The 21,378-nt window shown below is 62.2% G+C and carries 22 protein-coding genes; 14 read left to right on the top strand and 8 right to left on the bottom strand.

From position 1 onward, the window contains the following. The first annotated feature begins 3 nt into the window (after nucleotides 1–3). From KHO30_RS26450 to dhaK, 4 genes are read left to right on the top strand one after another with little or no spacing between them, the layout of a single operon-like run. On the top strand, nucleotides 4–1,107 hold the full coding sequence (locus KHO30_RS26450; RefSeq protein WP_211702794.1) for an ABC transporter ATP-binding protein: 1,104 nt from the start codon (nucleotides 4–6) through the stop codon (nucleotides 1,105–1,107). Next, a complete protein-coding gene (locus KHO30_RS26455; RefSeq protein ID WP_200651324.1) occupies nucleotides 1,100–2,146 on the top strand; it encodes an ABC transporter ATP-binding protein in 1,047 nt (348 codons plus the stop codon). The genes KHO30_RS26450 and KHO30_RS26455 overlap by 8 nt, the downstream gene beginning before the upstream one ends. Next, complete coding sequence (gene dhaL / locus KHO30_RS26460; protein WP_211702795.1) at nucleotides 2,143–2,775, top strand: dihydroxyacetone kinase subunit DhaL; 633 nt, start codon at nucleotides 2,143–2,145, stop codon at nucleotides 2,773–2,775. Before KHO30_RS26455 ends, dhaL begins: the two co-directional genes overlap by 4 nt. Before the next feature lie 14 nt (nucleotides 2,776–2,789). Next, nucleotides 2,790–3,779 (top strand): dihydroxyacetone kinase subunit DhaK, encoded by a 990-nt coding sequence (gene dhaK, locus KHO30_RS26465; protein ID WP_211702796.1) that lies wholly within the window; start codon nucleotides 2,790–2,792, stop codon nucleotides 3,777–3,779. A gap of 65 nt (nucleotides 3,780–3,844) precedes the next feature. Here dhaK and KHO30_RS26470 read toward each other — a convergent pair whose 3' ends face one another. The 4 genes from KHO30_RS26470 to KHO30_RS26485 form a co-directional block, all read right to left on the bottom strand. Further along, entirely contained in the window at nucleotides 3,845–5,521 is a 1,677-nt protein-coding gene (locus tag KHO30_RS26470) for an NRAMP family divalent metal transporter (RefSeq protein ID WP_211702797.1), read from the bottom strand. 124 nt (nucleotides 5,522–5,645) lie between these two features. After that, nucleotides 5,646–5,798: a hypothetical protein gene (locus KHO30_RS26475; protein ID WP_211702798.1), complete on the bottom strand. Its 153-nt coding sequence runs from the start codon at nucleotides 5,796–5,798 to the stop codon at nucleotides 5,646–5,648. A 1,126-nt stretch (nucleotides 5,799–6,924) separates the two neighbouring features. After that, a complete protein-coding gene (locus KHO30_RS26480) occupies nucleotides 6,925–7,158 on the bottom strand; it encodes a hypothetical protein (RefSeq protein WP_054039234.1) in 234 nt (77 codons plus the stop codon). 65 nt (nucleotides 7,159–7,223) lie between these two features. Beyond that, nucleotides 7,224–7,691: an Lrp/AsnC family transcriptional regulator gene (locus KHO30_RS26485; RefSeq protein ID WP_211702799.1), complete on the bottom strand. Its 468-nt coding sequence runs from the start codon at nucleotides 7,689–7,691 to the stop codon at nucleotides 7,224–7,226. Nucleotides 7,692–7,845: 154 nt separating this feature from the next. Between KHO30_RS26485 and KHO30_RS26490 the strand changes: the two genes are divergently transcribed. Both KHO30_RS26490 and KHO30_RS26495 read left to right on the top strand, forming a co-directional pair. Further along, on the top strand, nucleotides 7,846–8,475 hold the full coding sequence (locus KHO30_RS26490; protein WP_211702800.1) for a LysE family translocator: 630 nt from the start codon (nucleotides 7,846–7,848) through the stop codon (nucleotides 8,473–8,475). 195 nt (nucleotides 8,476–8,670) lie between these two features. Further along, nucleotides 8,671–8,991, top strand: a complete 321-nt coding sequence (locus KHO30_RS26495; protein WP_093633228.1) for a YnfA family protein — start codon at nucleotides 8,671–8,673, stop codon at nucleotides 8,989–8,991. A 43-nt stretch (nucleotides 8,992–9,034) separates the two neighbouring features. Here KHO30_RS26495 and KHO30_RS26500 read toward each other — a convergent pair whose 3' ends face one another. After that, nucleotides 9,035–9,544 carry a DUF1993 domain-containing protein gene (locus KHO30_RS26500; protein WP_093633227.1) on the bottom strand — a complete coding sequence of 170 codons (510 nt, stop codon included), beginning with the start codon at nucleotides 9,542–9,544 and terminating at the stop codon, nucleotides 9,035–9,037. Between the two features lie 306 nt (nucleotides 9,545–9,850). Here KHO30_RS26500 and KHO30_RS26505 point away from each other — a divergent pair, with 306 nt between their 5' ends. From KHO30_RS26505 to KHO30_RS26530, 6 genes are all read left to right on the top strand, one after another. Next, nucleotides 9,851–11,407 (top strand): S53 family peptidase, encoded by a 1,557-nt coding sequence (locus KHO30_RS26505; RefSeq protein ID WP_211702801.1) that lies wholly within the window; start codon nucleotides 9,851–9,853, stop codon nucleotides 11,405–11,407. A gap of 227 nt (nucleotides 11,408–11,634) precedes the next feature. Beyond that, on the top strand, nucleotides 11,635–13,299 hold the full coding sequence (locus KHO30_RS26510) for a S10 family peptidase (RefSeq protein ID WP_211702802.1): 1,665 nt from the start codon (nucleotides 11,635–11,637) through the stop codon (nucleotides 13,297–13,299). Between the two features lie 253 nt (nucleotides 13,300–13,552). Next, nucleotides 13,553–14,206: a hypothetical protein gene (locus KHO30_RS26515; RefSeq protein WP_211702803.1), complete on the top strand. Its 654-nt coding sequence runs from the start codon at nucleotides 13,553–13,555 to the stop codon at nucleotides 14,204–14,206. Between the two features lie 97 nt (nucleotides 14,207–14,303). Then, nucleotides 14,304–14,654, top strand: coding sequence for a hypothetical protein (locus KHO30_RS26520; RefSeq protein ID WP_211702804.1), 351 nt, complete (start codon nucleotides 14,304–14,306; stop codon nucleotides 14,652–14,654). A 288-nt stretch (nucleotides 14,655–14,942) separates the two neighbouring features. Further along, complete coding sequence (locus KHO30_RS26525) at nucleotides 14,943–15,089, top strand: hypothetical protein (RefSeq protein WP_166618253.1); 147 nt, start codon at nucleotides 14,943–14,945, stop codon at nucleotides 15,087–15,089. Between the two features lie 5 nt (nucleotides 15,090–15,094). Further along, a complete protein-coding gene (locus KHO30_RS26530; protein WP_054039246.1) occupies nucleotides 15,095–15,361 on the top strand; it encodes an RNA-binding protein in 267 nt (88 codons plus the stop codon). Between the two features lie 121 nt (nucleotides 15,362–15,482). Here the strand turns inward: KHO30_RS26530 and nadE are convergent, their stop codons facing one another. Continuing rightward, complete coding sequence (gene nadE / locus KHO30_RS26535; protein WP_211702805.1) at nucleotides 15,483–16,343, bottom strand: ammonia-dependent NAD(+) synthetase; 861 nt, start codon at nucleotides 16,341–16,343, stop codon at nucleotides 15,483–15,485. 416 nt (nucleotides 16,344–16,759) lie between these two features. On the opposite strand from nadE, the gene KHO30_RS26540 reads away from it, so the two are divergent. After that, nucleotides 16,760–17,776 (top strand): L,D-transpeptidase, encoded by a 1,017-nt coding sequence (locus KHO30_RS26540; protein ID WP_244864137.1) that lies wholly within the window; start codon nucleotides 16,760–16,762, stop codon nucleotides 17,774–17,776. A gap of 131 nt (nucleotides 17,777–17,907) precedes the next feature. Here KHO30_RS26540 and KHO30_RS26545 read toward each other — a convergent pair whose 3' ends face one another. After that, the gene (locus KHO30_RS26545) at nucleotides 17,908–18,780 is read right to left on the bottom strand and encodes a DMT family transporter (RefSeq protein ID WP_211702807.1); all 873 of its coding nucleotides are present in this window, start codon (nucleotides 18,778–18,780) and stop codon (nucleotides 17,908–17,910) included. Between the two features lie 73 nt (nucleotides 18,781–18,853). Continuing rightward, a complete protein-coding gene (locus KHO30_RS26550; RefSeq protein ID WP_211702808.1) occupies nucleotides 18,854–20,413 on the bottom strand; it encodes an ABC1 kinase family protein in 1,560 nt (519 codons plus the stop codon). Nucleotides 20,414–20,588: 175 nt separating this feature from the next. On the opposite strand from KHO30_RS26550, the gene KHO30_RS26555 reads away from it, so the two are divergent. After that, nucleotides 20,589–21,344 carry a DeoR/GlpR family DNA-binding transcription regulator gene (locus KHO30_RS26555; RefSeq protein WP_093632798.1) on the top strand — a complete coding sequence of 252 codons (756 nt, stop codon included), beginning with the start codon at nucleotides 20,589–20,591 and terminating at the stop codon, nucleotides 21,342–21,344. Nucleotides 21,345–21,378 lie beyond the last annotated feature (34 nt).

Consider the following 21,378-nt stretch of genomic DNA (forward strand, 5'->3'; position numbering starts at 1 on the left):
GCCATGTCGACCATCGTGCTTGCCAACCTCCATAAACGCTTCGACGATTTCGTCGCGGTGCGCGGCACCAGTCTGACGATCGATGCGGGACGCTTTGTCGTACTGCTCGGTCCGTCGGGCTGCGGCAAGACCACCACGCTGCGAATGATCGCCGGGCTCGAGTTGCCGACCTCAGGGCAGATTCTGATCGACGGCGAAGACGTGACGGCGCTGCGTGCACGTCAGCGCGATATCGCGTTCGTGTTTCAGATGTTCGCGCTGTATCCGCATATGACGGTGCGCAATAACATTGCGTTTCCGCTGAAGAACGAGCATGTGTCGCGCAAGGAAATCGCGACGCGGGTCGATGCGGTCGCACACATGCTGCGCATCGAGGACATTCTCGATCGCAAAACGGGCGGGCTGTCGGGTGGTGACCGGCAGCGCGTCGCGCTCGGCCGCGCGATCGTGCGGCAGCCGAAGGCTTTTCTGATGGACGAGCCTCTTGGGACGCTCGATGCGGACTTCCGCGAGCTGATGTGTCTTGAACTGCGCAAGCTGCATAACGCGCTCGCGGCAACGACGGTTTATGTGACGCACGACCAGAGCGAAGCCATGGCGATGGCCGACGACATTGTCGTGATGAACAAGGGCGAAGTGCTGCAAGCCGGGCCGCCACATGAGATTTATCATTTTCCGGCCACCGTGTTCGTCGGCAACTTTATCGGCAGTCCGCCGATGAATTTCCTGCCGGTCGATCGCGGTGTCGACGCGGGTAGCGAAGCGGTACAACTTCACGGCGCTCCGGTGTCGGTGCCACGTTGTGAGGCGGCGTCCGAGCGAGTTCTGCTTGGCATTCGCCCGGAGCATGTGATGCTCGACGAGCGCGGTCCACTGCGCGGCAAGGTCATCGCGGATGAATATCTCGGCTCGCATCAGGTGCTGGTGATTGAGACCGCGCTGGGCGTCGTGCGCGTGCGGGCGGGCAAGGACGATGGTTTGCCTGCCGGATCGCCGGTCGGTTTGTCGTTTCGCAAGGAGCGCACACTGCTGTACGACGCGCAAACGGGCCGCCTGCTGCCACGCGCCACTCAAACGATTCCCGCGTACGGAGAGGCTCATGGCTGAAATCCAGTTGCGCAATGTATCGAAACGGTTTGGCGACATCCGCGCTGTCGACGATCTTTCGATCGACGTCGATGATGGCGAGTTCGTCGTGTTGCTTGGGCCGAGCGGTGCGGGCAAGACCACGACGCTGCGTCTGATTGCCGGGCTGGAACGACCGGATGCCGGCGAGGTACTGATCGATGGCGCCATTGCTACTGGCGTGCATCCATCGGATCGCGACGTCGCGTTTATCTTCCAGCAATACTCGCTCTATCCGCATCTGACTGTGTTCGGCAATCTGGCTTTTCCGCTGCGCTCGCCAAGAAGGCGCAGCAGCGAGGCCGAGGTGCGCGCGCGAGTCCACGCGGTGGCCGAGATGCTGCATATGGAATCGAAGCTCGACAATATGGCGACACACCTGTCAGGCGGCGAAATGCAGCGCGTGGCGATAGGGCGCGCGCTCGTGCGGCAACCCAAGGCATTTTTGATGGACGAACCGCTGTCGTCGCTCGATGCAAAGCTGCGCGAAGAGTTGCGTATCGAACTCAAACGCCTGCATCGCACGATCGGCGCAACGATTGTTTACGTTACGCACGATCAGGTTGAAGCGACGACGCTCGCGGATCGTATCGGCATTCTCGAACATGGGCGTCTGGTACAGCTCGGCACGCCCCGCGAGGTATACGGCAATCCGGTTTCGCTCAGTGCAGCGCAGCGGCTGGGTTCTCCGCCGATCAACCTGCTGCCGCCGGCGTTGTTCGATTCGGCGTACATGCCGGCGGGTACGGCCACAGTGGCAATCCGTCCCGAGGACGTGGTGCTGCATGACGGTGACACGCGGGATCAACGTGATGTTTCAGGCGCACAGGACGCGTTGAATCTGAAGGTGCTCGAATACTCGCCGCTGCGGCATCTGCTGATCCTCGATCGCGCAGGGACCGCCGTCGTGGCAACGACAGTGGCGGAGCGCAATTTCACGCCCGGGCAATCGGTCGGCGTTTCGCTGCCGGCGCGCAGCCTTTTATATTTTCGTGCCGACGGCAGGAGGATAGCGACATGAACGGCAAAACGGTCATGGCGTGCATCGACGCCGCATATGCGTCGCTGAAGGAACATACTGACGAGATCGCTTTGCTCGACCAGCAGATCGGCGATGGCGATCACATCTTCAATCTGCTGCGAGGCATGGAGGCTCTGCTCGCTGTGAGGTCGGACATCGACGGCGCAGCATTCGGCCCCGCGCTGGAAATCGCGGCATCCAAGGTGCTCTCGACAGTAGGCGGATCGTCGGGGCCATTGTTCTATTCGCTGCTGAGCGGCATGTCTAAAGCTTCCGAACGACATGCACTGGATACAGCGGGCTTTGCGCACGTTTTTGCCGCGGGGGTCGAAGCGGTCGGTCAACGCGGCAAGACCGGTGTGGGCAGCAAAACGATGATGGACGTCCTGATCCCGGTCGCGAAGCGTTTCGACGAACTGGCCGCACAGGGTGCGACCGCAGAAGAGGTGCGCGATGCGTTGCCGCGGGTCGCGGAGGAAAACATGCTCGCTACCCGCGATATGCTGGCGACCAAAGGGCGGGCGTCGTTTCTCGGCGAACGGTCGCGTGGGCACATCGATCCGGGAGCGCGTTCGAGTCAGATCATGATTGCGTCGGTATGCGCGCGCCTGGCGCTTCATAACGAGTGAAGGAGCGAGAGACCGTGAAAAAATTCATGAATCATGTGGACGATTTTCTCACCGAGAGTCTGGCGGGGTTCGCCGCTGCGCACAGCGACCTGGTCGTGCTGAACACTGAGCCGGTGTTCGTGCGCCGTAAGGTGTTGAAGCCCGGAAAGGTTGCGCTGATTTCGGGTGGCGGCTCGGGCCATGAGCCTCTGCACTCTGGCTTCGTCGGTTATGGGATGCTCGATGCAGCCTGTCCGGGGCAGATTTTCACGTCGCCGACCCCCGACCAAATGATGGCTGCGGCAAAGGCTGTCGATACCGGCGCAGGCGTGCTGTTCATCGTGAAGAACTACTCCGGTGACCTGATGAACTTTGAAATGGCGTCGGAGATGTCCGAGCTGCCGAATGCAATGGTGCTGATCAACGACGACGTGGCCGTGGAGAATTCGAGTTACACGACAGGGCGGCGCGGCGTGGCCGGCGCCGTGATCGTCGAGAAACTGGTTGGCAGTATGGCGGAGAGCGGTGCGGATCTCGAGCAATGCAAGGCCTTTGGCGACCGCATCAACAAGCGCACCGCGTCGATGGGCGTGGCGTTCACCAGTTGCACGGTCCCGGCGGCCCGTACGCTAACGTTCAAAATCGGCGACGACGAGATCGAAGTAGGCGTCGGCATTCATGGTGAGCCTGGGCGTCGGCGCGCGAAGTTCGTACCCGCTGACGCGATTGCGGGCGAGTTGCTGACGGCGATTGCTGAAGATCTGAAGCCGGCGGCAGATGCTGAATTACTTGTGCTCGTCAATGGGCTCGGTGGTACGCCGCTTGGAGAACTGTATCTGCTCTTCAATTCCACGCGTACGTGGCTCGAACAGCGCGGGCTGAATATCGGCCGGGTGCAGGTAGGCGCACTGACAACTTCGCTGGAAATGGCCGGTGCATCGATCACACTGTGCGTGCTCGACGATGAGATGAAGCGCCATTGGGACAGCGCAGTGCATACGCCGGGATTACGCTGGGGCGTGTAACGCAGAAGGTCTGCCGTTTGCCCGCCGCTCACCGGAGTAACCGTGAGCAGGCGGGCAGCATTGGCTCAATGCAGCAACGCCATCTGCACGACCTTTACGACAACGAGTGCGACCGCCACGATCAGGTAGCCGCGCAGCACGCCCATCCAGATGCGTTTGGATAGATTCAGTTGCGGCGCCGGCAGTTCTTCGAGAGGCGGCATCCGCCACGTATTGCGGGCTTCTTTTGAAAACTGCTGCTCGCTATCAGACGCCTGGGCAATCGCGGAAGCCGCTGCATCCGTCGATGCGAGCCGCAGCCTGCGAACCGTCACGGTTGCAGCGTAGCCGACTACGGCCAGTAGCGTGCCTCCGGCCAGTACTTCAATAATCGCTTCGCCGGTAATGTCCGGATACAACACCGATGCAGTGAGGATGATGGAGAGCATGACGAGCACCCAGACAACGGCGCCTGTAAAGAAGTTGAGTTTCTTCGAGTTCACCCACGGACCAAGAACGGCGCGGTCGTTGCACAACAGCAGCAGGAACACCGTTGCACTCGGAAGCAGCACGCCAGCGAGCGTTTGCACGGCTTCAGTCAGAAGACCGAGCGGGCTGCCGGGAATCAATACCAGCGCAGCCGCGGCCGAGATAATGCCGAAGTAGACGAGGTAGAAGCCCTTCGCGTCGGTCACACCACGATGCAGCGAGTGGCGGATCTTGAACACGTCGCCGATTGCGTATGCGGTGGACAGCGATACAGCTGCCGCGCCGATAATGCAGGCGTCTAGCAGCGCGATCGCGAAGAGAACCGCGGGTGTGCGGCCGGCATATTTTTCGAGGCCGGCGATCACGCCGCCCGCATCCGTGAAATTGCCGAACTCAGGTTTGCCTGCATACAGTGCAGCGCAGAACGAGATCATGGCCACCGCACCGATCATCACGAAGACGATACCGATCCACAGGTCGGCTTTCTCATACTTCATGAAGCGCGGCGTGATGCGTTTATCCACGATATAGCTCTGCTGGAAAAACAGCTGCCAGGGCGCGACCGTGGTGCCGACGATGCCGATCACGAGCAACATCACATCGCTCAGTTTCGAATTGGCAGGCCAGCTCGGAATGAAGAAATCGTGCGCCATCTGCGCAACCGGCGGATGAATCGACACCAGTACCGGCACCAGCAGCAGGCTCAGCAGACAGAGTGCGACCGCGAAGCGCTCAAAGCGCCTGAAGTTGCCCGTGCTGACCGCGGCCATCGTCACTGCCGCGGCGATGCAGACCCCGGTCACTTTCGAAATGCCGAAGAAATCCAGCACGAACGTGATGCCGATGAACTCGGTCACGATGGTGAGCGCGTTCAGGATGAACAGGTCGACGACGCTGAATGCGCCCCAGAACTTGCCGAAGCGCTCGAAGATCAGTCGGGCATGGCCGACGCCGGTCACGGCGCCGAGACGCAGCACCATCTCCTGATTGACGAAGAGAACGGGCACGAGCAGCAGCATGGTCCACAGCAAGGTGGTGCCGTAATTCTGTCCTGCTTGCGTGTAGGTGCCGAAGGCGCCGGCGTCGTTGTCACCGACCATTACGATGAGACCAGGGCCGAGGATAGCGAGCAGCGTCCGGATGCGGGCCCACCAGTTGTTGCGCGGGGCGGTGTCGTGGTGCGCGATGGTGCCGAGCGCGCCTTTGATGTCGCCGAGATGGGCTTCGTCGAGAACAGCGCTGCGTGGTGGTGAGACGTTAATTGGAGTGGACATTTTTAACCGCCTTGGCTGTGTGGTTTGAATGCAGTGGCGCGCCTTCGGAATCCGCAGTACGCGTGTCGTCGAATGGGCTCGAGCGACGGCTGCGCATGCGGATCGCGAAGACGTGCGGGTACTGTCAGTGGCTATTAGGGAGCCGAGTTGAGAAGAGCGCCTTGACACGGTGCCAGGACATGGCGAGCCAGTGCGGTTTGATGCTGTGAAGCGCGAGTGCAGCGTCGCTGTGGATATGCGTTTGCTGCAGGGTCGGTACGAGGACGGCGATGTACATGGTATTTCTCCGGTGCGTATGGCTTGACGCGAGTTGCGGAAAGCCAGCAGACACGGAGCGCGGCCGGCACTATGCGCGCGGCGGCGAACGTCTACCTGCTTTCCTCAGGAAAAAGAAAAATTGCACGGCAATAGAGCGGCATAAGGGATAACTGTCACTGTCGGGCATGGCGGCTCCTTATCGGTTTTGTTTATCGACGTTGCTGATCTGCATTCGTTAGGCACGTGCTTGTCCACGCGCTCGGCCGCGCCGGATTCGAACGGATCGAACCGGCGTGAGCGAACGCTGCCGCGAATGGATGCTCGCGACGCGATGCCATACGGTTGCGGGACGTGCGTAAGCACGGCGCGGCCGAATGGCGCTAGTTAAGGTGCACGGGGAGAGTTACTTACTACGGCGCGCACCGTCTGCCTGCTGGCAAGACGGCGGCTGAGAAAAGAGAGCGCGGGCGTCGGGCCGGTCAGGCAGTGAAACTGTTCGAAGATCGACTACTGCTGGTGTCCAAGGCAATGGCCCCGTTTGTGATGACGGGCGAATTTTAGGCACTCCCGCAAGCAGAAGTCAACATGCTTCGTTAAGCGAAGCAAATATTCTTTTCTTATGCGTGCGACAACGCACTTCGCTATCTCTGGCGGGGCTGAGCCTTTCAGAAGTGACAGGAAGGACAGGGGATTAAAGGACGCGCGCGGCCTTAAATAACGTAACGACGGGTAGCGGCAGGGCAACGCCAAGGGCAGGCAACCGGCTCGCCTGGAAATTCGGAGTGCGATCTCTTTTATGTGATTTTCACTTGCGATTTTATGAATGTGTCCCGGCCGGCAGGCGGAATTCCGGATCCGGGCAATCCGTCCAACGCGTCGGTAACGAAGCCATCTTCGGGTTGCGGACCCCTATCGTTTTCCGAGTGGATAGAGTGGCTGTTTCGATGCGGTTCTGAACGCATTAGTGCGTTGAAACGAGGATTCAGCGGTGCGGGAGTTCCAGTTCCAGGACGTTAATACGCAACTAACGGTCAAGTCCAGCCGACCGCTCCGAATAACGCGACGCCCGCCTCGGTGGAAACTGAAGACGGCCGCCGCTCGCGTCCTACGCAGCAGCTATGCAGTGAAGAGACCGGCTATGCCACTCAACGATTGCCGTCAAGCAGATCGCCAAGCAATTCGTCGAAGGCGGCTTGGGCATCTTCGAGCTCCTGCAATGCAGCGTCGAATGTTTGCAGCGCGAACTGCGAAGGCTGGCCGCTGCCGGCCGGCGGGAATTGCGATTGCAGCGACGCGAAGGCTGCTTTTACCCGCGTGGTTGCAGTCAAGACGCGCTCCATCGCGGCTGATTCTTCGGCTCTTGCCTGTTCGTGATCCATGAAAACTCCGTGCTCGTCTGGTCGGCTCGCGCCGTATCAAATGCGTGACTATGCCACGTCCGCGTTCAGGACAGCGGCAGGCCGCCGTTAGCCTTGATTTCCCGTAGCGACAACGCCGATTCCACCGACGTCACGCCCGGCAGGCTGCGCATCTCGTCGCGCATGAACGTGCCGTAGTCGTCGAGATCGCGCGCGACCACCTGCAGAATATAGTCGGCGCTGCCCGACACGTTGTGGCACGCGAGAATTCGCGGGATTGCCTGCACCTCGCGCTCGAAACGGGTGGCCACCGCGCGGTCGTGCACGGCAAAACGCACATAGACGAACGCGACGACGCCGAGGCCGAGGGCGGAGCGCGAAAGCATCGCGCGGTACTGATCGATGTAGCCGTCGTTTTCGAGGCGCTTGAGGCGGCGGGCGCAAGGCGTCTCGCTCAGGCCGACCAAGTCGGCCAGCCGTGCGTTCGACATGCGGCCATCGTTCTGCAGCGCGGCGAGGATCGCGCGGTCTGTTTTATCGAGGTCGGTTGTCATGGTTTTGAGGTGTTGACAGTGCGTTGGCGGAAAACATGACTCGGGAGTGGAATATTAGCGTATTCCTTCAAAGACGAAGCCGCTGCCCCTGTATTTCGCCAGCAAACCCTCCGCCGACGACGGCAAGATAGAGCCCTTAAAACAAGAGGCTTCTATGATTTCCGCACACCTTCTGGTCGTTTATATCGCTGCGTTGTTTGTGGTTTATGCCGTGCCTGGACCCGACATGGCGCTGGTTCTGCAGACCAGTATCGGACGCGGCGTGCGCAGTGGTTTCGCCGCGGCTGGCGGCCTTGGGGTGGCGCGGGCCACACACGTCACATTGTCGGCATGCGGGGTGGCGGCGCTGCTGCGCAGTGCGCCCTGGTTGTACGACGTGGTGCGTTATGGCGGCGCGGTTTATCTCGCGTGGGTTGGTATCCAGATTTTCCGCTCACCTGTATTCGCATTGCCCGAAGGCGGTGTGATGGGCGCCGAGTCGCGGCCGTTGCGGACCGCTTTCGTCAAGGGCTTGCTGACCAATCTGTTGAACCCGAAAGCACTGCTGTTCTGCTCGGTGCTATTGCCGCAGTTCGTGCGTCCTGCGGCCGGACCGGTTGCGCTGCAGATGGTCGAACTGGGTTTGGTGCTGCTCGCCATCGGCGCATGTTTCGACATTGTGTACGCGATTGGCGCGGCGCGCATTGCCGGGTGGATGAGGGCTCATCCTCTCGCGCAGACACTGCAGCGTTGGACTTTCTCAGCGGCGCTGATCGACTTTGCGTTGCGGCTTTCGCTGGACTGACTGACTTCCGAACTTCCGCACTTGCGGATGTCGGCATCAAGCTGATGCGATGCCCATGACAGGTAGCGAATAGAGCAGCGAGGCGCGGCACTCGGCGCATGCATCATGCCCACGCGCGAAGTGAGTGTGTTAAAAAAGCCGATAGGCAGCCGCGCACCGTTCCGCGGCAAAACAACCGCTCGCTTCTATCTGTCGATGAAAACTTTTCTGCTTTATGCCGTGACCGCCATCGCTGAGATCGTTGGGTGCTATTTGCCCTGGCGTTGGCTGAAGGAGGGCGGCTCGATCTGGCTACTGGTGCCCGGCGCGCTCAGTCTTGCCTTGTTCGCCTGGCTGCTGACGTTGCACGGCACCGCCGCAGGCCGCGTGTATGCGGCTTACGGCGGTGTGTACGTGGCGGTGGCGATCGTGTGGCTATGGGGCGTCGACAAAGTGCGCCCCACGCTGTGGGATGCGGCTGGCGTGGTATTCACCCTGGCCGGCATGGCGATCATCGCGTTCCAGCCGCGCGTGTGATGTCGCAATCACATGGCGCCCACGCCACAGCGAATGCGCCTTCTTACTTGGCGCCGCCCAGATAGTCGAGCTTGCCAAGTTCGACACCGTTGTGACGCAGGATGTCGTATGCCGTCGTCACGTGAAAATAAAAGTTCGGCAACACGAAACCGAGCAGATATGACAGCCCTGTGAACTCGATTGGGCCAACGCGCATTTTCAGTGTGATCGGCCGTTCTTCAGATCCGTCGATCTGTTGCGGATTGAATTCCTTCAGATAATCAATCGTCTTTTGAAGGCGGGCATCGAGTTCTTCGAAGGTCTGTTCGACGTCGTCGTACTTCGGCGCTTCGACGCCGGCCAGACGCGCCGCGCAGCCCTTTGCCGTGTCGCTCACGATATAGACCTGGCGCAATAGCGGCAGCATGTCCGGTGCGAGCCGGGCGTTCGTGAGCACGGACGGGTCGATCTGTTTCTCTGCAGCGTGCGCCTCGGCCTTGCCGAGGATGACTTGCAGGTTAGTCATGCCGCGCACCAGCACGGGCAATGATGCTTGATACATCGAAATTGACATGGGGTTCCTCTGATTCTTCGATCGTGCGCGCGGGTGGCGCGCGAGGCGCTGCGACGGCTGGATTGCCGCTTCAGCATCATAGCGCGGGTGCTGCGCGATGCGCATTGATCGAACGCGACGTTAGCCATTCGGACAACTGCCGCGCATGCCGGAACTGTGTTCGAATGCATGGGTCGGACGGTTTGGCGAAGTCCTTGAAACAGCAATCCGCCGCTGGCCACGCGGCGGAGAATTCGTGCAGGCGCGTGCCGTGCTTGGGGTCCACCTTGCGGCCCGCGCCGTCACGCTAACAGGAGAATCGGTACCATGGTCAATAGACAACCGTTGCCAGGAAGCGAGCGCACGGCGGAACAAGGTTCGACAGTCGTTGGGCAATGCGATCCGGCAGAACGGATCGAGGTTTTCGTGCTGCTGCGCCGTCCACACCAGGCGCAGTTCGATGCACTGATGAGCAAGATCGAAGCGGGCGACCCGAGCGTCAAACCTCTATCGCGGGAGGCCTTTGCAAAAGATTACAGCGCCACTCCGGACGACATCGCGAAGGTCAAAGCTTTTGCCACTGCACACGGTCTGACGGTGGCGCGGGAAGATCCGGCAGCGCGCCAGGTCGTGCTGAGCGGCACGATCGCGCAGTTCCAGACCGCCTTCGGCGTCAAGCTGGAACATTACCAGCACCACACTGCGGGCCAGTTCCGCGGCCGCACCGGCACGATCAGTGTGCCGGACGATTTGCACGGCATCGTGCAAGCCGTGCTCGGCCTCGATAACCGGCCTCAGGCGCGGCCGCACTTTCGCATCCGGCCGCCGTTCCAGCCGGCCAAAGCGCATCAGGCGTCCTTTACGCCGCTGCAGCTCGCGTCGCTGTATCAGTTTCCGCAAGGCGACGGCAGCGGCGAATGCGTCGGCATCATCGAGCTCGGCGGTGGGTACAACACGTCCGACCTCAAGAGTTACTTTGCGAGCCTCGGCGTCGCTTCACCCAAGGTGAAATCTGTCGGTGTCGATCAGGGTAGCAATCAGCCGAGCGGCGACCCGAACGGGCCTGACGGCGAAGTTACGCTCGACATCGAAATCGTCGGTGCGATTGTGCCTGGCGCGACGATCGCGGTCTATTTCACACAGAACAGCGATGCGGGTTTCATCGACGCGGTAAGCCGCGCGGTGCATGACACGACCAACAAACCTTCGGTCGTCTCGATCAGTTGGGGCGGCCCGGAGTCGAACTGGACCAGCCAGTCGCAGCAGGCGTTCAACAGCGTGCTGCAAACGGCGGCAGCACTCGGTGTGACGGTCTGCGCGGCGTCGGGCGACAGCGGCTCGAGCGACGGTTCCAGCGGCGATCAGGTCGACTTTCCGGCGTCGAGCCCTTACGTGCTGGCATGCGGCGGCACGAGCCTGACCGCGTCGGGCACATCGATTTCTCACGAGGTGGTGTGGAACGACGGCGCACAGGGCGGCGCAGGCGGCGGTGGCGTGAGCCGGACCTTTCCGGTGCCGGTGTGGCAAAAGGGTCTGTCGGCCACTTCATCGAGCGGCGCGAAGACGGCGCTCAGCGGGCGCGGCGTGCCGGACGTGGCCGGCGATGCATCGCCCATCACCGGCTATAGCGTATTGATCGACGGCACGCAGACGGTGGTCGGCGGCACCAGTGCGGTTGCGCCGCTGTGGGCGGCGTTGATTGCGCGGATCAACGCGGCGAAGGGGCAACCGGCTGGTTTCATCAACCCGAAGTTGTATAAGGCGCCGAGTGCGCTCAACGACATCACCCAGGGCAACAATGGCAGCTTCGCCGCGTCGCCAGGCTGGGATGCGTGCACGGGACTCGGCAGTCCCAATGGTCAGAAGGTGGCGGCGGCACTATAGTCTGATGAGTCGCGGTTCAGTTCGGAAGACGCCTCGCTGATTGCCAGCTCCGGCGCTGACCGACCGGCTGTCCGCGCTTGGTCCCGGTACGTTGCGTTCAGGCCGCAGGCGGTTCGGTGCTTGTCTTCAGGAGGCGCAGGCAACGCAGGACACACGAGTGACATCAAGAGACATCGAGACACATCCAGAGAGACACACCAAGACTTTAACGAATCCATGGAGCGATCATGACGAACACCGAGTCAGCTTCCGTTAGTCCGCAGTCGTCACACAACACGCATGCTTCGTCCGCAACGGCCGCCGCCGGTGCGTCGCACAAAGGCGGAGATCAGCCGTTCTTCGATCCGGTTGCTTATGGCAACGGACCGGACGATTCCGTCACCGATACCACTGAAACAGCCGCGGTCACGCACCATTCGACCACGATCGGCGGCCAGAAGATCAACTACACGGCGACGGCGGGTCACCTCGTCATTGTCGACCCAAGCAGTTCGCAGCCTGAAGCCAAGATGTTCTACGTCGCGTTCACGCAGGACAGCCAGAAGGAGGAAACCCGCCCGGTGACGTTCTTCTACAACGGCGGCCCGGGTTCGTCGTCGGTGTTCGTGCTGCTGGGCTCGTTCGCGCCGCGCCGCATCAAGACGTCGATGCCGGGCTTTACGCCGCCCGCGCCGTATTCGATGGAAGACAATCCGGACAGCCTGCTCGACAAGAGCGACCTCGTCTTCATCAATCCGGTCGGCACGGGCTACTCGGCGGCCATTGCGCCGAAAACGAACCGCGCCTTCTGGGGTGTCGACCAGGACGCCGACTCGATCAAGCAGTTCATCAAGCGCTTTCTTACCAAGAACAATCGCTGGAATTCGCCGAAGTACCTGTTCGGCGAGTCTTACGGCACGGCGCGCAGTTGCGTGCTGGCGTACCGGCTGCACGAAGACGGCGTCGATCTGAACGGCATTACGCTGCAATCGTCCATTCTCGACTACACGCAATCGGGCAACCCGGTCGGCGCCTTGCCCACCACCGCGGCGGACGCGTGGTATCACAAGAAGCTCGGCATTGCACCGCGGCCGACCGACCTCGGCACGTTTGCCGAAGAAGTGGCGCAATTCGCGCGCACTGACTATCTGGCGGCGCTGCGCAAGTTTCCGACGACCGATTCCGCAACGGTTGAAAAACTCAGCGAATACACCGGTATCGACAAAACCACCTTGCTCGCCTGGAGCCTCGATATCGCGTCATACGACAGCCGCGGCAATTCGCTGTTCCTGACCACGCTGCTGAAATCGCAGGGTCTCGCGCTCGGTGAATACGATGGCCGGGTGACGGCGATCAACACCGGCATCGCCGGCAAGATCGACCCGAATTCCGGTGGCAACGATCCGACCATGACGGCGGTGACCGGCGTCTATACGACGATGTGGAACGTGTATCTGAACGAGCAGTTGAAATACACGTCGAATTCGGCGTTCACGGACCTCAACGATCAGGCATTTCAGTATTGGGACTTCAGCCATATCGATCCGACCGGCGCGCAGAAGGGGCTGGACGCGAAGGGCAACATCATTCTGTACACCGCCGGCGATCTTGCCGCCGTGATGGCGCTCAATCCTGACCTGAAGGTGCTGTCGGCGAACGGGTTCTTCGACTACGTCACACCGTTCTACCAGACCGTGCTCGATCTGCAGCAAATGCCGCTTGTCAGTCAGCAGGTCCGGCAGAATCTGTCGGCGCGTTTTTATCCGTCGGGGCATATGGTCTATCTCGACGGCGGTTCGCGTACCGCGCTCAAGGCGGATCTCGCCAAGATGTACGACACGACGGTGTCCAACACCCAGGCGCTCTTCCGTATCCGTGCCTTGCAGGCCCGGGTGGTGCAAAAGCCGAAGTAGGTTGCGGTCGCGCGGTGCCTGGGCCGCGCCTGAGCGAGGCTCAGACAGCTGCGTTGCCTTTGTACGGTGTTTCGGCACGGTCCTGCTACCTGTATCCGTGCAGGCCAGGGCCGCGCCGGCGTTCGCCTGCGAGTGCATTGGGACGCACCTTCACTAACCTGCGTATGTAAGCCTTTTTAGCGTAGGCATATTGAATGTGTTTTAATTAGTCTGCGAATTGAACTATTGCGCGCCGCTGCCGGCGCGCCGACGAATGAACGCAGGCATTGCAGACAGGCGCCGCATCATCTATTACAGCGACGCAACCAGCAGGACACACCAGGAGGCTCCGTCGACGCTCGCGCGCCGGTGCAGTGCCGCGCGCCCCGGCCGCAAGATGCGTCTTGCGTTCCTGCTCGGCTTCACCGCGCTGCTTGCTTTGCGAATCGGTGAAGTCCGGGCTCAGGATTCATCGATGCTCGACGAGCGCGTCACGCAGGAGTCCGTCGGCGAAACGATTTGTCGACCCGGCTATGCGGACACGGTTGCACCGCCGTTCGACGAGTTGATGGCCCACAAGGACCGCATGCTTGCCGCGCGCGGCATCGGTGCCGAGAACGGTTCCGCTTTCGCGCTGGACAGGCGCGTGCCCATCGTGCTCGGCGGCTCGCCGAACGCACCCGCCAATCTCGATCTTCTGCCGTGGGCAGGCCACCAGGGCGAGCGTCGCAAGGCGCGCGCCGCGGTCATGCTCAAACGCTGCGTTTGCGAAGGGAAGCTGAGTCTCGCGGAGGCGCAAGCCGCGATTGTCGGTAACTGGTCGGTGGTCTATTCGGGCTTCAGCCAGACGTCTTGCGACGTGAGCCGTCTCGATGTCGCAACCGGCGACAGCAACGGACGAGGCGAAGGTCACGACAGCGCGCCATGAGGCTGCCTGTCTTTGCCTGAGTTGTCCTCGCGGTTCATTCGCGTTCACTCAGCGCCGCTCGCGGCGCGCTGCCCCAACATATTCCCGGAGAACCACCATGACCCATTCACGCCTTACCGCCTTGGCGCTCGCATTCGGCTCTCTGTTCGGCAGCGCTGCGGCGCTTGCCGCCGAGCCCGTACACTGCGGCAGTGCCGACTCGCTGCAAATTCGCGGCGACGTGCCCGCAGCAATCAGTTTCGACGTGTACCGGCAACTGCGGCCGCTGAACGCGCAGCGCGTCGCGCTGTTTCAGGCGGCCGGCGAGGTGAAACGCCTGCCGGACGGTTTGACGGTATGTGAAGTTGCCGACGACGGCGTCGACGATCCATCCGCGGTACTGGTTCACGTGCCGCAAGGCAAGAATGCATGGTGGGTGAGCGCGGCAAACGTGCAAGCGGCGGACTGATCCCGACGATCAGCCCGCCCTTTGCCCACGTCCCCCGTAGGATGCCGGTGGCGATAAATGTCGCTGTCCGGTGCGGCCCGGTTTTTGCGCAGAGTCCGCGTCTGGCGCGTGTGCCGGGCCTGCACCACTGAATGAACATGTGTTTTGCTATTTTTACGGCCGCTTATTCAGGTACAGTGCATTAACGGAAGTTTTTGTAGGTCCGTTTTTACGACATTGTGTCGCATCGCTTTTGTTGTCGATTGTGGCTATCCTGAAAACAGGACGAAATTCGAAGGGGAGATTTAAATGATTGCCTTCTATCTGACATTGGCTGCTGTGGGTGCGGCCGGCGCAGCCTTGATTCGCCAACTCGCGGCGGCTCAGGCGAAACAGCGTGCAGCGCTGCGCCCGGTGCGGGTGCAGGCCGCGGATCGCAGCGCGCGCCGAGGGTAGGCGGCATGAACCTGATCGTGCGCAATATCGCGGAATCGTGCAGCGAGCAGGAAGTGCGGGAGTTCCTCAAGCGTGAGCTTGGGCATTACGCGAAAAACGTCGAGGTGGTCGATGCCGGGAAGCCCAGCGCCTACGCCACGGTCGAGTTAAACGCGGAAGTGCCATATGTGGGCGAGGTGATCGCGCGGCAGATTCACGGCAAGCAGTTGGGTGGCTTGACGCTCGAGGCTAGCGCCGATCTGTTCAGTGACGACACACCGCCTGCTCACTGAGTCAGTCGCAACCGCATTTGCCGATTGCTTCGAAAGCGCCGAGTGGGGAGAACGCCCTGCGTCAGGCGCAAATTCCTGACGCCCATCCTCCCCGCGCATTCTGCTCGTTACTTCCCTTTTTTCATTCCCCGCCTGTCTTTATCGGCCAATCGAACGGCGTGTAGGGCAGCGCCCGCTTGTGTCGCGTGACGTCGTAGAAGCGCAGGACAGTTTCGCGCGCCGCATCGCTCACCGGTTTGCCTTCCAGAAAGTCGTCGATATCGTCGTAAGGGATGCCGTACGCGTCTTCGTCAGGTCGTTGTGGACGCAACATTTCCAGGTCGGCAGTCGGCACCTTGTGCGCCAGCGATTCGGGTGCGCCCAAGGCTTTGGACAGTGCCCGCACACGACGTTTGTTCAGACCGGTGAGCGGCAGCACATCGGCGCCGCCGTCACCGAACTTCGTGAAAAATCCCATCACCGATTCGGCTGCGTGATCCGTGCCGATCACCACGCCCGCTCGTGCGCTGGCTACCGCGTATTGCGCGATCATTCGCTGGCGCGCCTTGATATTGCCGTGGACGAAGTCCTGCTGTGAGTCGTCGTTAAATCGCATGCCGCTGTTATCCAGTGCGGCGAGCATTGCATCGGCGGCGGCTTTGATATCAATGGTGAGATTTTCGTCCGCGCGAATGAAGCTCAAGGCCTGCTGCGCATCGGCTTCATCCTTTTGCACGCCGTAAGGCAAACGGATCGCGACGAAGCGCGCGTCGTACTGTTCGGCGCGCAGTCGCTCGACCGCGAGTTGTGCAAGCCTGCCGGCGGTAGTTGAATCGACACCGCCGCTAATACCGAGCACGTAGGTTTTCAGGCCATTGCTGCGCAGATAGTTCGCCAGAAAGGCGACCCGGCGCTCGATTTCCTGTGCGGCGTCGAACTCGGCGGCGATGTGCATTTCCGCTGCAATGCTTGCCTGGCGTGCGGCTGGGTCTTGTTGCGTCATGTTCCTCTTTCCTCCATGTGCGGTAACGCGAGTGTCGACCATGAATGCTCGCGCTGATTGCATGAGCGACCGGTCCACAAACGAGTCGATTCTGCGAGTATGTCGCGACGAATCGGTTGTACGGTTTTATCGCGGATATTGGCTTTCAATTCACTTTGCGCTGCTTTTAAAACCGCGGCGCAGAACGTTGGATATTGATTGTTGATACGGCAATGTGGGTGAATTGGCCGAGTCTTCATCGACAGATGCCAACGCGCTTAGTAACATCCTCGTTCCGAGCGCCGCATGAGCCGGCGAGCAGTCAATAATAATCAGGTTTGCTCAAACACGCGATGAACTACCCCAATTGGCCTGGTCAGCCTGCACCGGACCGCAGTACTTCTGCATCGGTAGATCGTCGAAGCGAAGTGGTGTGCATGTCGGATTTACGCTTCGTGCCGCGTTTCGTGCGCGCCGTTGGTTCAGTGCGCTACCTGGCGCGCGTGTTCACGGCTGTCATTTGCGCGGTGTCATGTGGCGTCGCTATTGCGGCGACGGGTACGGCATCGGCTCCGGCTTCAGTCGCCACGTCCGCACGGCCATCGGCATCCGTAGTGGCGAACCACCCGGCGCGCGCGGTCGACGCATCGGGCGTTGCCGTGCCCGATGCGGCCGGCGTGGTCGACCCACGTCGCGCGTTCCTGCTGCGAGACGTGTTCGCGCAAGACGTCACGCGCCGGCTGAAAGTGCCGGCCGCGGAGCAGCGCGCCTATGCCGACCGTCTGCAAACGGCGCTCGGCGAGCACCTGCTCGGCAGCCTGTCGGGCGAGTATGTCGTGCTGGTCGATCGCAACGCCAACGTGCAGGCGCTGTTCATCTATTTCCGGGCAGCGCCGTCCGACGGTTGGCAGATGATCGGCGCTTCGCCGGTCTCGACGGGCCGGCCTGGCGAGTACGACCACTTCATCACGCCGCTCGGTGTGTTCGAACATACGCCGTCCAATATGGACTTTCGCTCCGAAGGCACGCTGAACGAGAACCACATCCGCGGCTACGGCAAGCGCGACATGCGGATCTTCGACCTTGGCTGGGCGCAGGGCGAACGGGGTTGGGGCAAGGGCGGCATGTCGCAGATGCGTTTCCAGATGCACGCCACCGATCCGGACCGGCTCGAGCCGCTGCTCGGTATTCGCCATTCGAAGGGTTGCGTGCGGATTCCTGCGTCGCTCAACGCGTTTATCGACCACTACGGCATTCTCGACGCTGAATATGTCGCGCTCGTCGAGTCGGGCAAATCGCTGTGGGTATTGAAAAGCGATCGCCAGGTGACGCCGTGGGCGGGGCGCTACATCGTCGTGGTGGATTCGGCGCGCAAGAGCCGCCCGGCCTGGGCGCCGGCCCCGGGCAGCAAGGTGCGCGCGAAAGTGCCGGCCGGCGCCGATACAGCGGATTAAGCGGTGGGTTGAGTAGCGGGCGAGGCTGCTGAGCTGAATCGAACTGATCACGGCCCGCGACCAAGCCGCCCGGAACGCGCGACGAACGCGCATTGATCGACGCAGGCCGCTCTGCGTCGATCGAAAAAACCTCAAGACCGCGCCAGCACCACGCCCACGAGCGCCACTGCAAATCCAGCGATCTGCACCGGCAGCAACGTCTCGCCAAAGCCGACATACCCCTCGAGCGCGGCGAGCGGCGGCGCGAGAAACATCAGCGCGGTGGCGCGCGCTGCATCGCCGCGCCTGACCATCCACACCAGTAAGGTGACGCTGATTCCGGACAGCATCACGATGCCCCACGCCAGCGACCCCCACAAAGTGGCCGATGCAATCCAGCGATGCTCGCCGAGCGCCAGCGCAAGCATCGCCGCAACGACTGCCGCGCCGAAGTTCTGCACCGCACTTGCGCTGCGGATATCGGCCTTTGCGAGCGAAGTCTTCTGAAACAGCGTGCCTGCAGTGATCGCGCCGATCGCGAGGATCGAAATTAGCACGACCAGCCACGGCGGCGCGTCGCCATGCGAGGCGGACGGCGCGGCCGCGGCGAGTTTCGGTTCGAGAACCAGCACGACGCCCGCAAGGCCGAGCGCCATCCCGGTCCAGCCACGCCGGGAAAGCCGTTCGCCGAATAGCGGCGCCGCGACGGCGGCAGTCGCGAGCGGCTGCAATGCGCCGAGCAAGGCCATCACACCGGCGCTCAACCCCTGTGCGACGGCCCAATAGCCCGCGCCGAGATAGACGCCTTGCAGCAGTGCGCCCGCTATCAGATGCTTGCCGAGATCGCGGCCGGTTGGCCAGGCGACGCGTGCAGCGAGCGCGGCAAGCGTGAATATCAGCGCGGTGCCGCCGAAGCGCGCGAGCAGGAACAGATTGGGATCGGCATACGGTGTGATCGCCCGGGCGACCACGAAGCCGGTCGACCACAACACGACGAATACAGCGGCGATAGAGGAGGCGAGCATCGGCAAAAGGTCGCTTCAAAAGCCGCCATCTTGCCTGGATACAAGACGCGCGTCTTGTTCGAAGCTGCAATCATCACCACATCAGCAATACCGTCCCCGCGCCGAGTACTCCGCCGCACACCGCGCACGCCCACAGCAGCACACGCGTGCGCCGATATTCACGGCTGATGTCCACCATCAGCTGCGCATTCTGCTGCGGCGTGCGGGCGCGATCGTGCTCATGCTGCAGATAGCGCACGGCCAGTTGCGGCACGCGCGGCAGCATATGCGCCAGATGGGGCAACTCGCGCGAGATGCGCTTGATCCAGCCGCGGTGATCCATGTCGCGCCGCGCTATACCCGCCAGCACGCCGCGTGTGACATTCCACGTATCGACGCCTGGATGCAGCGCACGCGCGAGCATTTCCGCCTGCTGGAACGAGCGCTGGGCGGTGGCGAGCCGCCCGGACACGGCGCCGTCGAACGGATGCACCGCGTGCAGCAGATGATGAAATAGCGAACCCGCCGAGCGGTCCTCCGGCGCGGCTGCGAAGTGCGCCTCGGCGCGCGTGCGCAATTCGGCTTCGAGCATTTCCTTGCGCGTGTCCTCGGACACATGACCGGCGTCGCGATGCAGTTCGGCGAGCCGGCCGTAGTCCTGGTCGAAGAGCGCAGTCGCGCCGTGCACGAAGAATTCGCGCTCGCCGGTCGGTAGACTCGACATGATCGAAAACTCCGCCAGCACGAGGCGCCCCAGCGTGTCCTGTTCGATGCTCACGCGCACCTTGCGCGCATCGAGCGTCGCGTGAAAGAAGCCGTGCTCGAATGCCTGTTCAGTCACCACCTCGACGATATGCGCGGCCAGCGGCGCAAGCTTGACGTGATGCAGATGCAGGCCGGGCAGGTCGCTTGCGGCCAAGGTGCTGACGCGTTGCATCGTCAGCGTCTGGTTGGTGCACAGGTCCCAGATCACGGCCGGCACGACGATGCGCCGGTCGCCGTCGAAATGATGGCCGGTCTGGCTCAGATTGGCGGCTTCGGCGCGCAGATCGAAACGGCGCTGGATATCGTCGGTGAAGGTCTGCGCCAACGTCCGCAGTTGCAGGCGGCGGGCCGAGCCGGAAAATTTCTCCAGCCAGCGCGCGACCCAGCGCAGAAGCGCGAGCTCGTCGCCGATCTGTTGCAACTGATCGGCGTGCACCAGCTTGATGGCCACTTCGCTATGGCCGTTGACCGGCACGATGAGCCGCGCGAAGTGCGTCTGTTCGGCAAAGCCGCCGCGCACCGGCACCGGATCGACTGCGCTGAAGATCGTGGCGAGCGGCCGGCCGAATGCGCGTGCCAAAGCCAATTCGGATTCCTGCGGCGGCAGCGCGGCTTCCAGATGATCGATTGCGTCGATGGCATCGTGCAGGGTGCCGCTCGCGAGTTCGGGCCGTTCGGCCAGGGTCTGCGCGAAGCGGCTCGCGAGCGGCCCGAGCGCGGGCAGCACGCCGTGCAGGCTCGCGCCGCTGCGCCCGGCCGCGTGCACGCGGCCGATCAGCTCGATCATCCAGTGCAGTTTGTGGTCGGATGGGGCGGCAAGCCAGATCAGGCGTGCGCCATAACGCAACGCGTGGAACAGCAGCAGTAAGCGGCGAAACAGTGGCGGCATCGGCAGTTCGGTTGACGGGCTACGCGGTTTCGACAGGCGTCGGCGCGCGGCCAGGGCGTTCAGATTAGCAGGTAAGCGCCATAAGAGGAGCGTCCCCGTGCCACGCGTAATACAATACCGCGGCCTTCTCCAATCGTGGCGAAACCCAAGCGTGCCGGTTCCCGGCCTCCAACAGATGCTCGCAGAACAACGTCACCAATACATCCTGGCGCAAGTCGCTAAAACCGGCGCGCTCTCGGTCGCTGAACTGGTGCGCGAACTGAATGTGTCGCGCGAGACCATCCGCCGCGATCTGAATGCGCTGGCCGGGCGCGGTCTGCTCGTCACGACCCACGGCGGCGCGCTCTCCAGCGACCGGCGCGAGCCGGACCTCGATACGCGCGAAGCCGCCAACGCCGGCGCCAAGCGCGCCATCGGCGAACGCGCGGCAGAGTTCGTGCCGGACGGCGCCTCGCTGATCATCGATTCGGGCAGCACCACGCAGGCGGTGGCCCGGGCGCTGCTCGACCGGCACCGCCTGTCGGTCTATACGAACGACTGGCGTATCGCGCTGCTGCTCGGCCGCCGCAACGATAACCGCGTGACGCTGCTCGGCGGCGAACTGTCGGATATCGAAGACGCCACTTTCGGCCTCGACACGGTCCATCAGCTGACGCAGTACCACGCGGACTTCGCCTTCATCGGCGCGGGCGGCATTTCGCCGGATGGCTACCTGACCGACTACAGCCGCATGGCCGCCGAAGTGCGCAGCCGTATGATCGCCGCCGCCGACATGGTGGTGGTGGTCGCCGACCACTCGAAGTTCGGACGCGTGACGCCGGTGCGCATCAACGGGATCGAATCGGCGCGCTATCTGGTCACCGAACTGGCACCGGAGAAGGCGCTCGGCAAGGCGATCACGGCGCATGGGCCGGAAATCCTGATTGCCTGAGCGGCTGCGCCCGCGGAGTCATCCGAGTGGCTGG

Origin of the sequence: Paraburkholderia aspalathi (genome assembly GCF_905220735.1) — a bacterium.
Lineage (GTDB): Bacteria > Pseudomonadota > Gammaproteobacteria > Burkholderiales > Burkholderiaceae > Paraburkholderia > Paraburkholderia aspalathi.

What these genes read in the sequence shown, in the direction of transcription:
- KHO30_RS26450 (WP_211702794.1), top strand. Translation starts at nt 4, where the DNA reads ATGTCGACCATCGTGCTTGCCAACCTCCATAAACGCTTCGACGATTTC.
- KHO30_RS26455 (WP_200651324.1), top strand. Translation starts at nt 1,100, where the DNA reads ATGGCTGAAATCCAGTTGCGCAATGTATCGAAACGGTTTGGCGACATC.
- dhaL (WP_211702795.1), top strand. Translation starts at nt 2,143, where the DNA reads ATGAACGGCAAAACGGTCATGGCGTGCATCGACGCCGCATATGCGTCG.
- KHO30_RS26470 (WP_211702797.1), bottom strand. Translation starts at nt 5,521, where the DNA reads ATGTCCACTCCAATTAACGTCTCACCACCACGCAGCGCTGTTCTCGAC.
- KHO30_RS26475 (WP_211702798.1), bottom strand. Translation starts at nt 5,798, where the DNA reads ATGTACATCGCCGTCCTCGTACCGACCCTGCAGCAAACGCATATCCAC.
- KHO30_RS26480 (WP_054039234.1), bottom strand. Translation starts at nt 7,158, where the DNA reads ATGGATCACGAACAGGCAAGAGCCGAAGAATCAGCCGCGATGGAGCGC.
- KHO30_RS26485 (WP_211702799.1), bottom strand. Translation starts at nt 7,691, where the DNA reads ATGACAACCGACCTCGATAAAACAGACCGCGCGATCCTCGCCGCGCTG.
- KHO30_RS26490 (WP_211702800.1), top strand. Translation starts at nt 7,846, where the DNA reads ATGATTTCCGCACACCTTCTGGTCGTTTATATCGCTGCGTTGTTTGTG.
- KHO30_RS26495 (WP_093633228.1), top strand. Translation starts at nt 8,671, where the DNA reads ATGAAAACTTTTCTGCTTTATGCCGTGACCGCCATCGCTGAGATCGTT.
- KHO30_RS26500 (WP_093633227.1), bottom strand. Translation starts at nt 9,544, where the DNA reads ATGTCAATTTCGATGTATCAAGCATCATTGCCCGTGCTGGTGCGCGGC.
- KHO30_RS26505 (WP_211702801.1), top strand. Translation starts at nt 9,851, where the DNA reads ATGGTCAATAGACAACCGTTGCCAGGAAGCGAGCGCACGGCGGAACAA.
- KHO30_RS26510 (WP_211702802.1), top strand. Translation starts at nt 11,635, where the DNA reads ATGACGAACACCGAGTCAGCTTCCGTTAGTCCGCAGTCGTCACACAAC.
- KHO30_RS26515 (WP_211702803.1), top strand. Translation starts at nt 13,553, where the DNA reads ATGAACGCAGGCATTGCAGACAGGCGCCGCATCATCTATTACAGCGAC.
- KHO30_RS26520 (WP_211702804.1), top strand. Translation starts at nt 14,304, where the DNA reads ATGACCCATTCACGCCTTACCGCCTTGGCGCTCGCATTCGGCTCTCTG.
- KHO30_RS26525 (WP_166618253.1), top strand. Translation starts at nt 14,943, where the DNA reads ATGATTGCCTTCTATCTGACATTGGCTGCTGTGGGTGCGGCCGGCGCA.
- KHO30_RS26530 (WP_054039246.1), top strand. Translation starts at nt 15,095, where the DNA reads ATGAACCTGATCGTGCGCAATATCGCGGAATCGTGCAGCGAGCAGGAA.
- nadE (WP_211702805.1), bottom strand. Translation starts at nt 16,343, where the DNA reads ATGACGCAACAAGACCCAGCCGCACGCCAGGCAAGCATTGCAGCGGAA.
- KHO30_RS26540 (WP_244864137.1), top strand. Translation starts at nt 16,760, where the DNA reads ATGTCGGATTTACGCTTCGTGCCGCGTTTCGTGCGCGCCGTTGGTTCA.
- KHO30_RS26545 (WP_211702807.1), bottom strand. Translation starts at nt 18,780, where the DNA reads ATGCTCGCCTCCTCTATCGCCGCTGTATTCGTCGTGTTGTGGTCGACC.
- KHO30_RS26550 (WP_211702808.1), bottom strand. Translation starts at nt 20,413, where the DNA reads ATGCCGCCACTGTTTCGCCGCTTACTGCTGCTGTTCCACGCGTTGCGT.
- KHO30_RS26555 (WP_093632798.1), top strand. Translation starts at nt 20,589, where the DNA reads ATGCTCGCAGAACAACGTCACCAATACATCCTGGCGCAAGTCGCTAAA.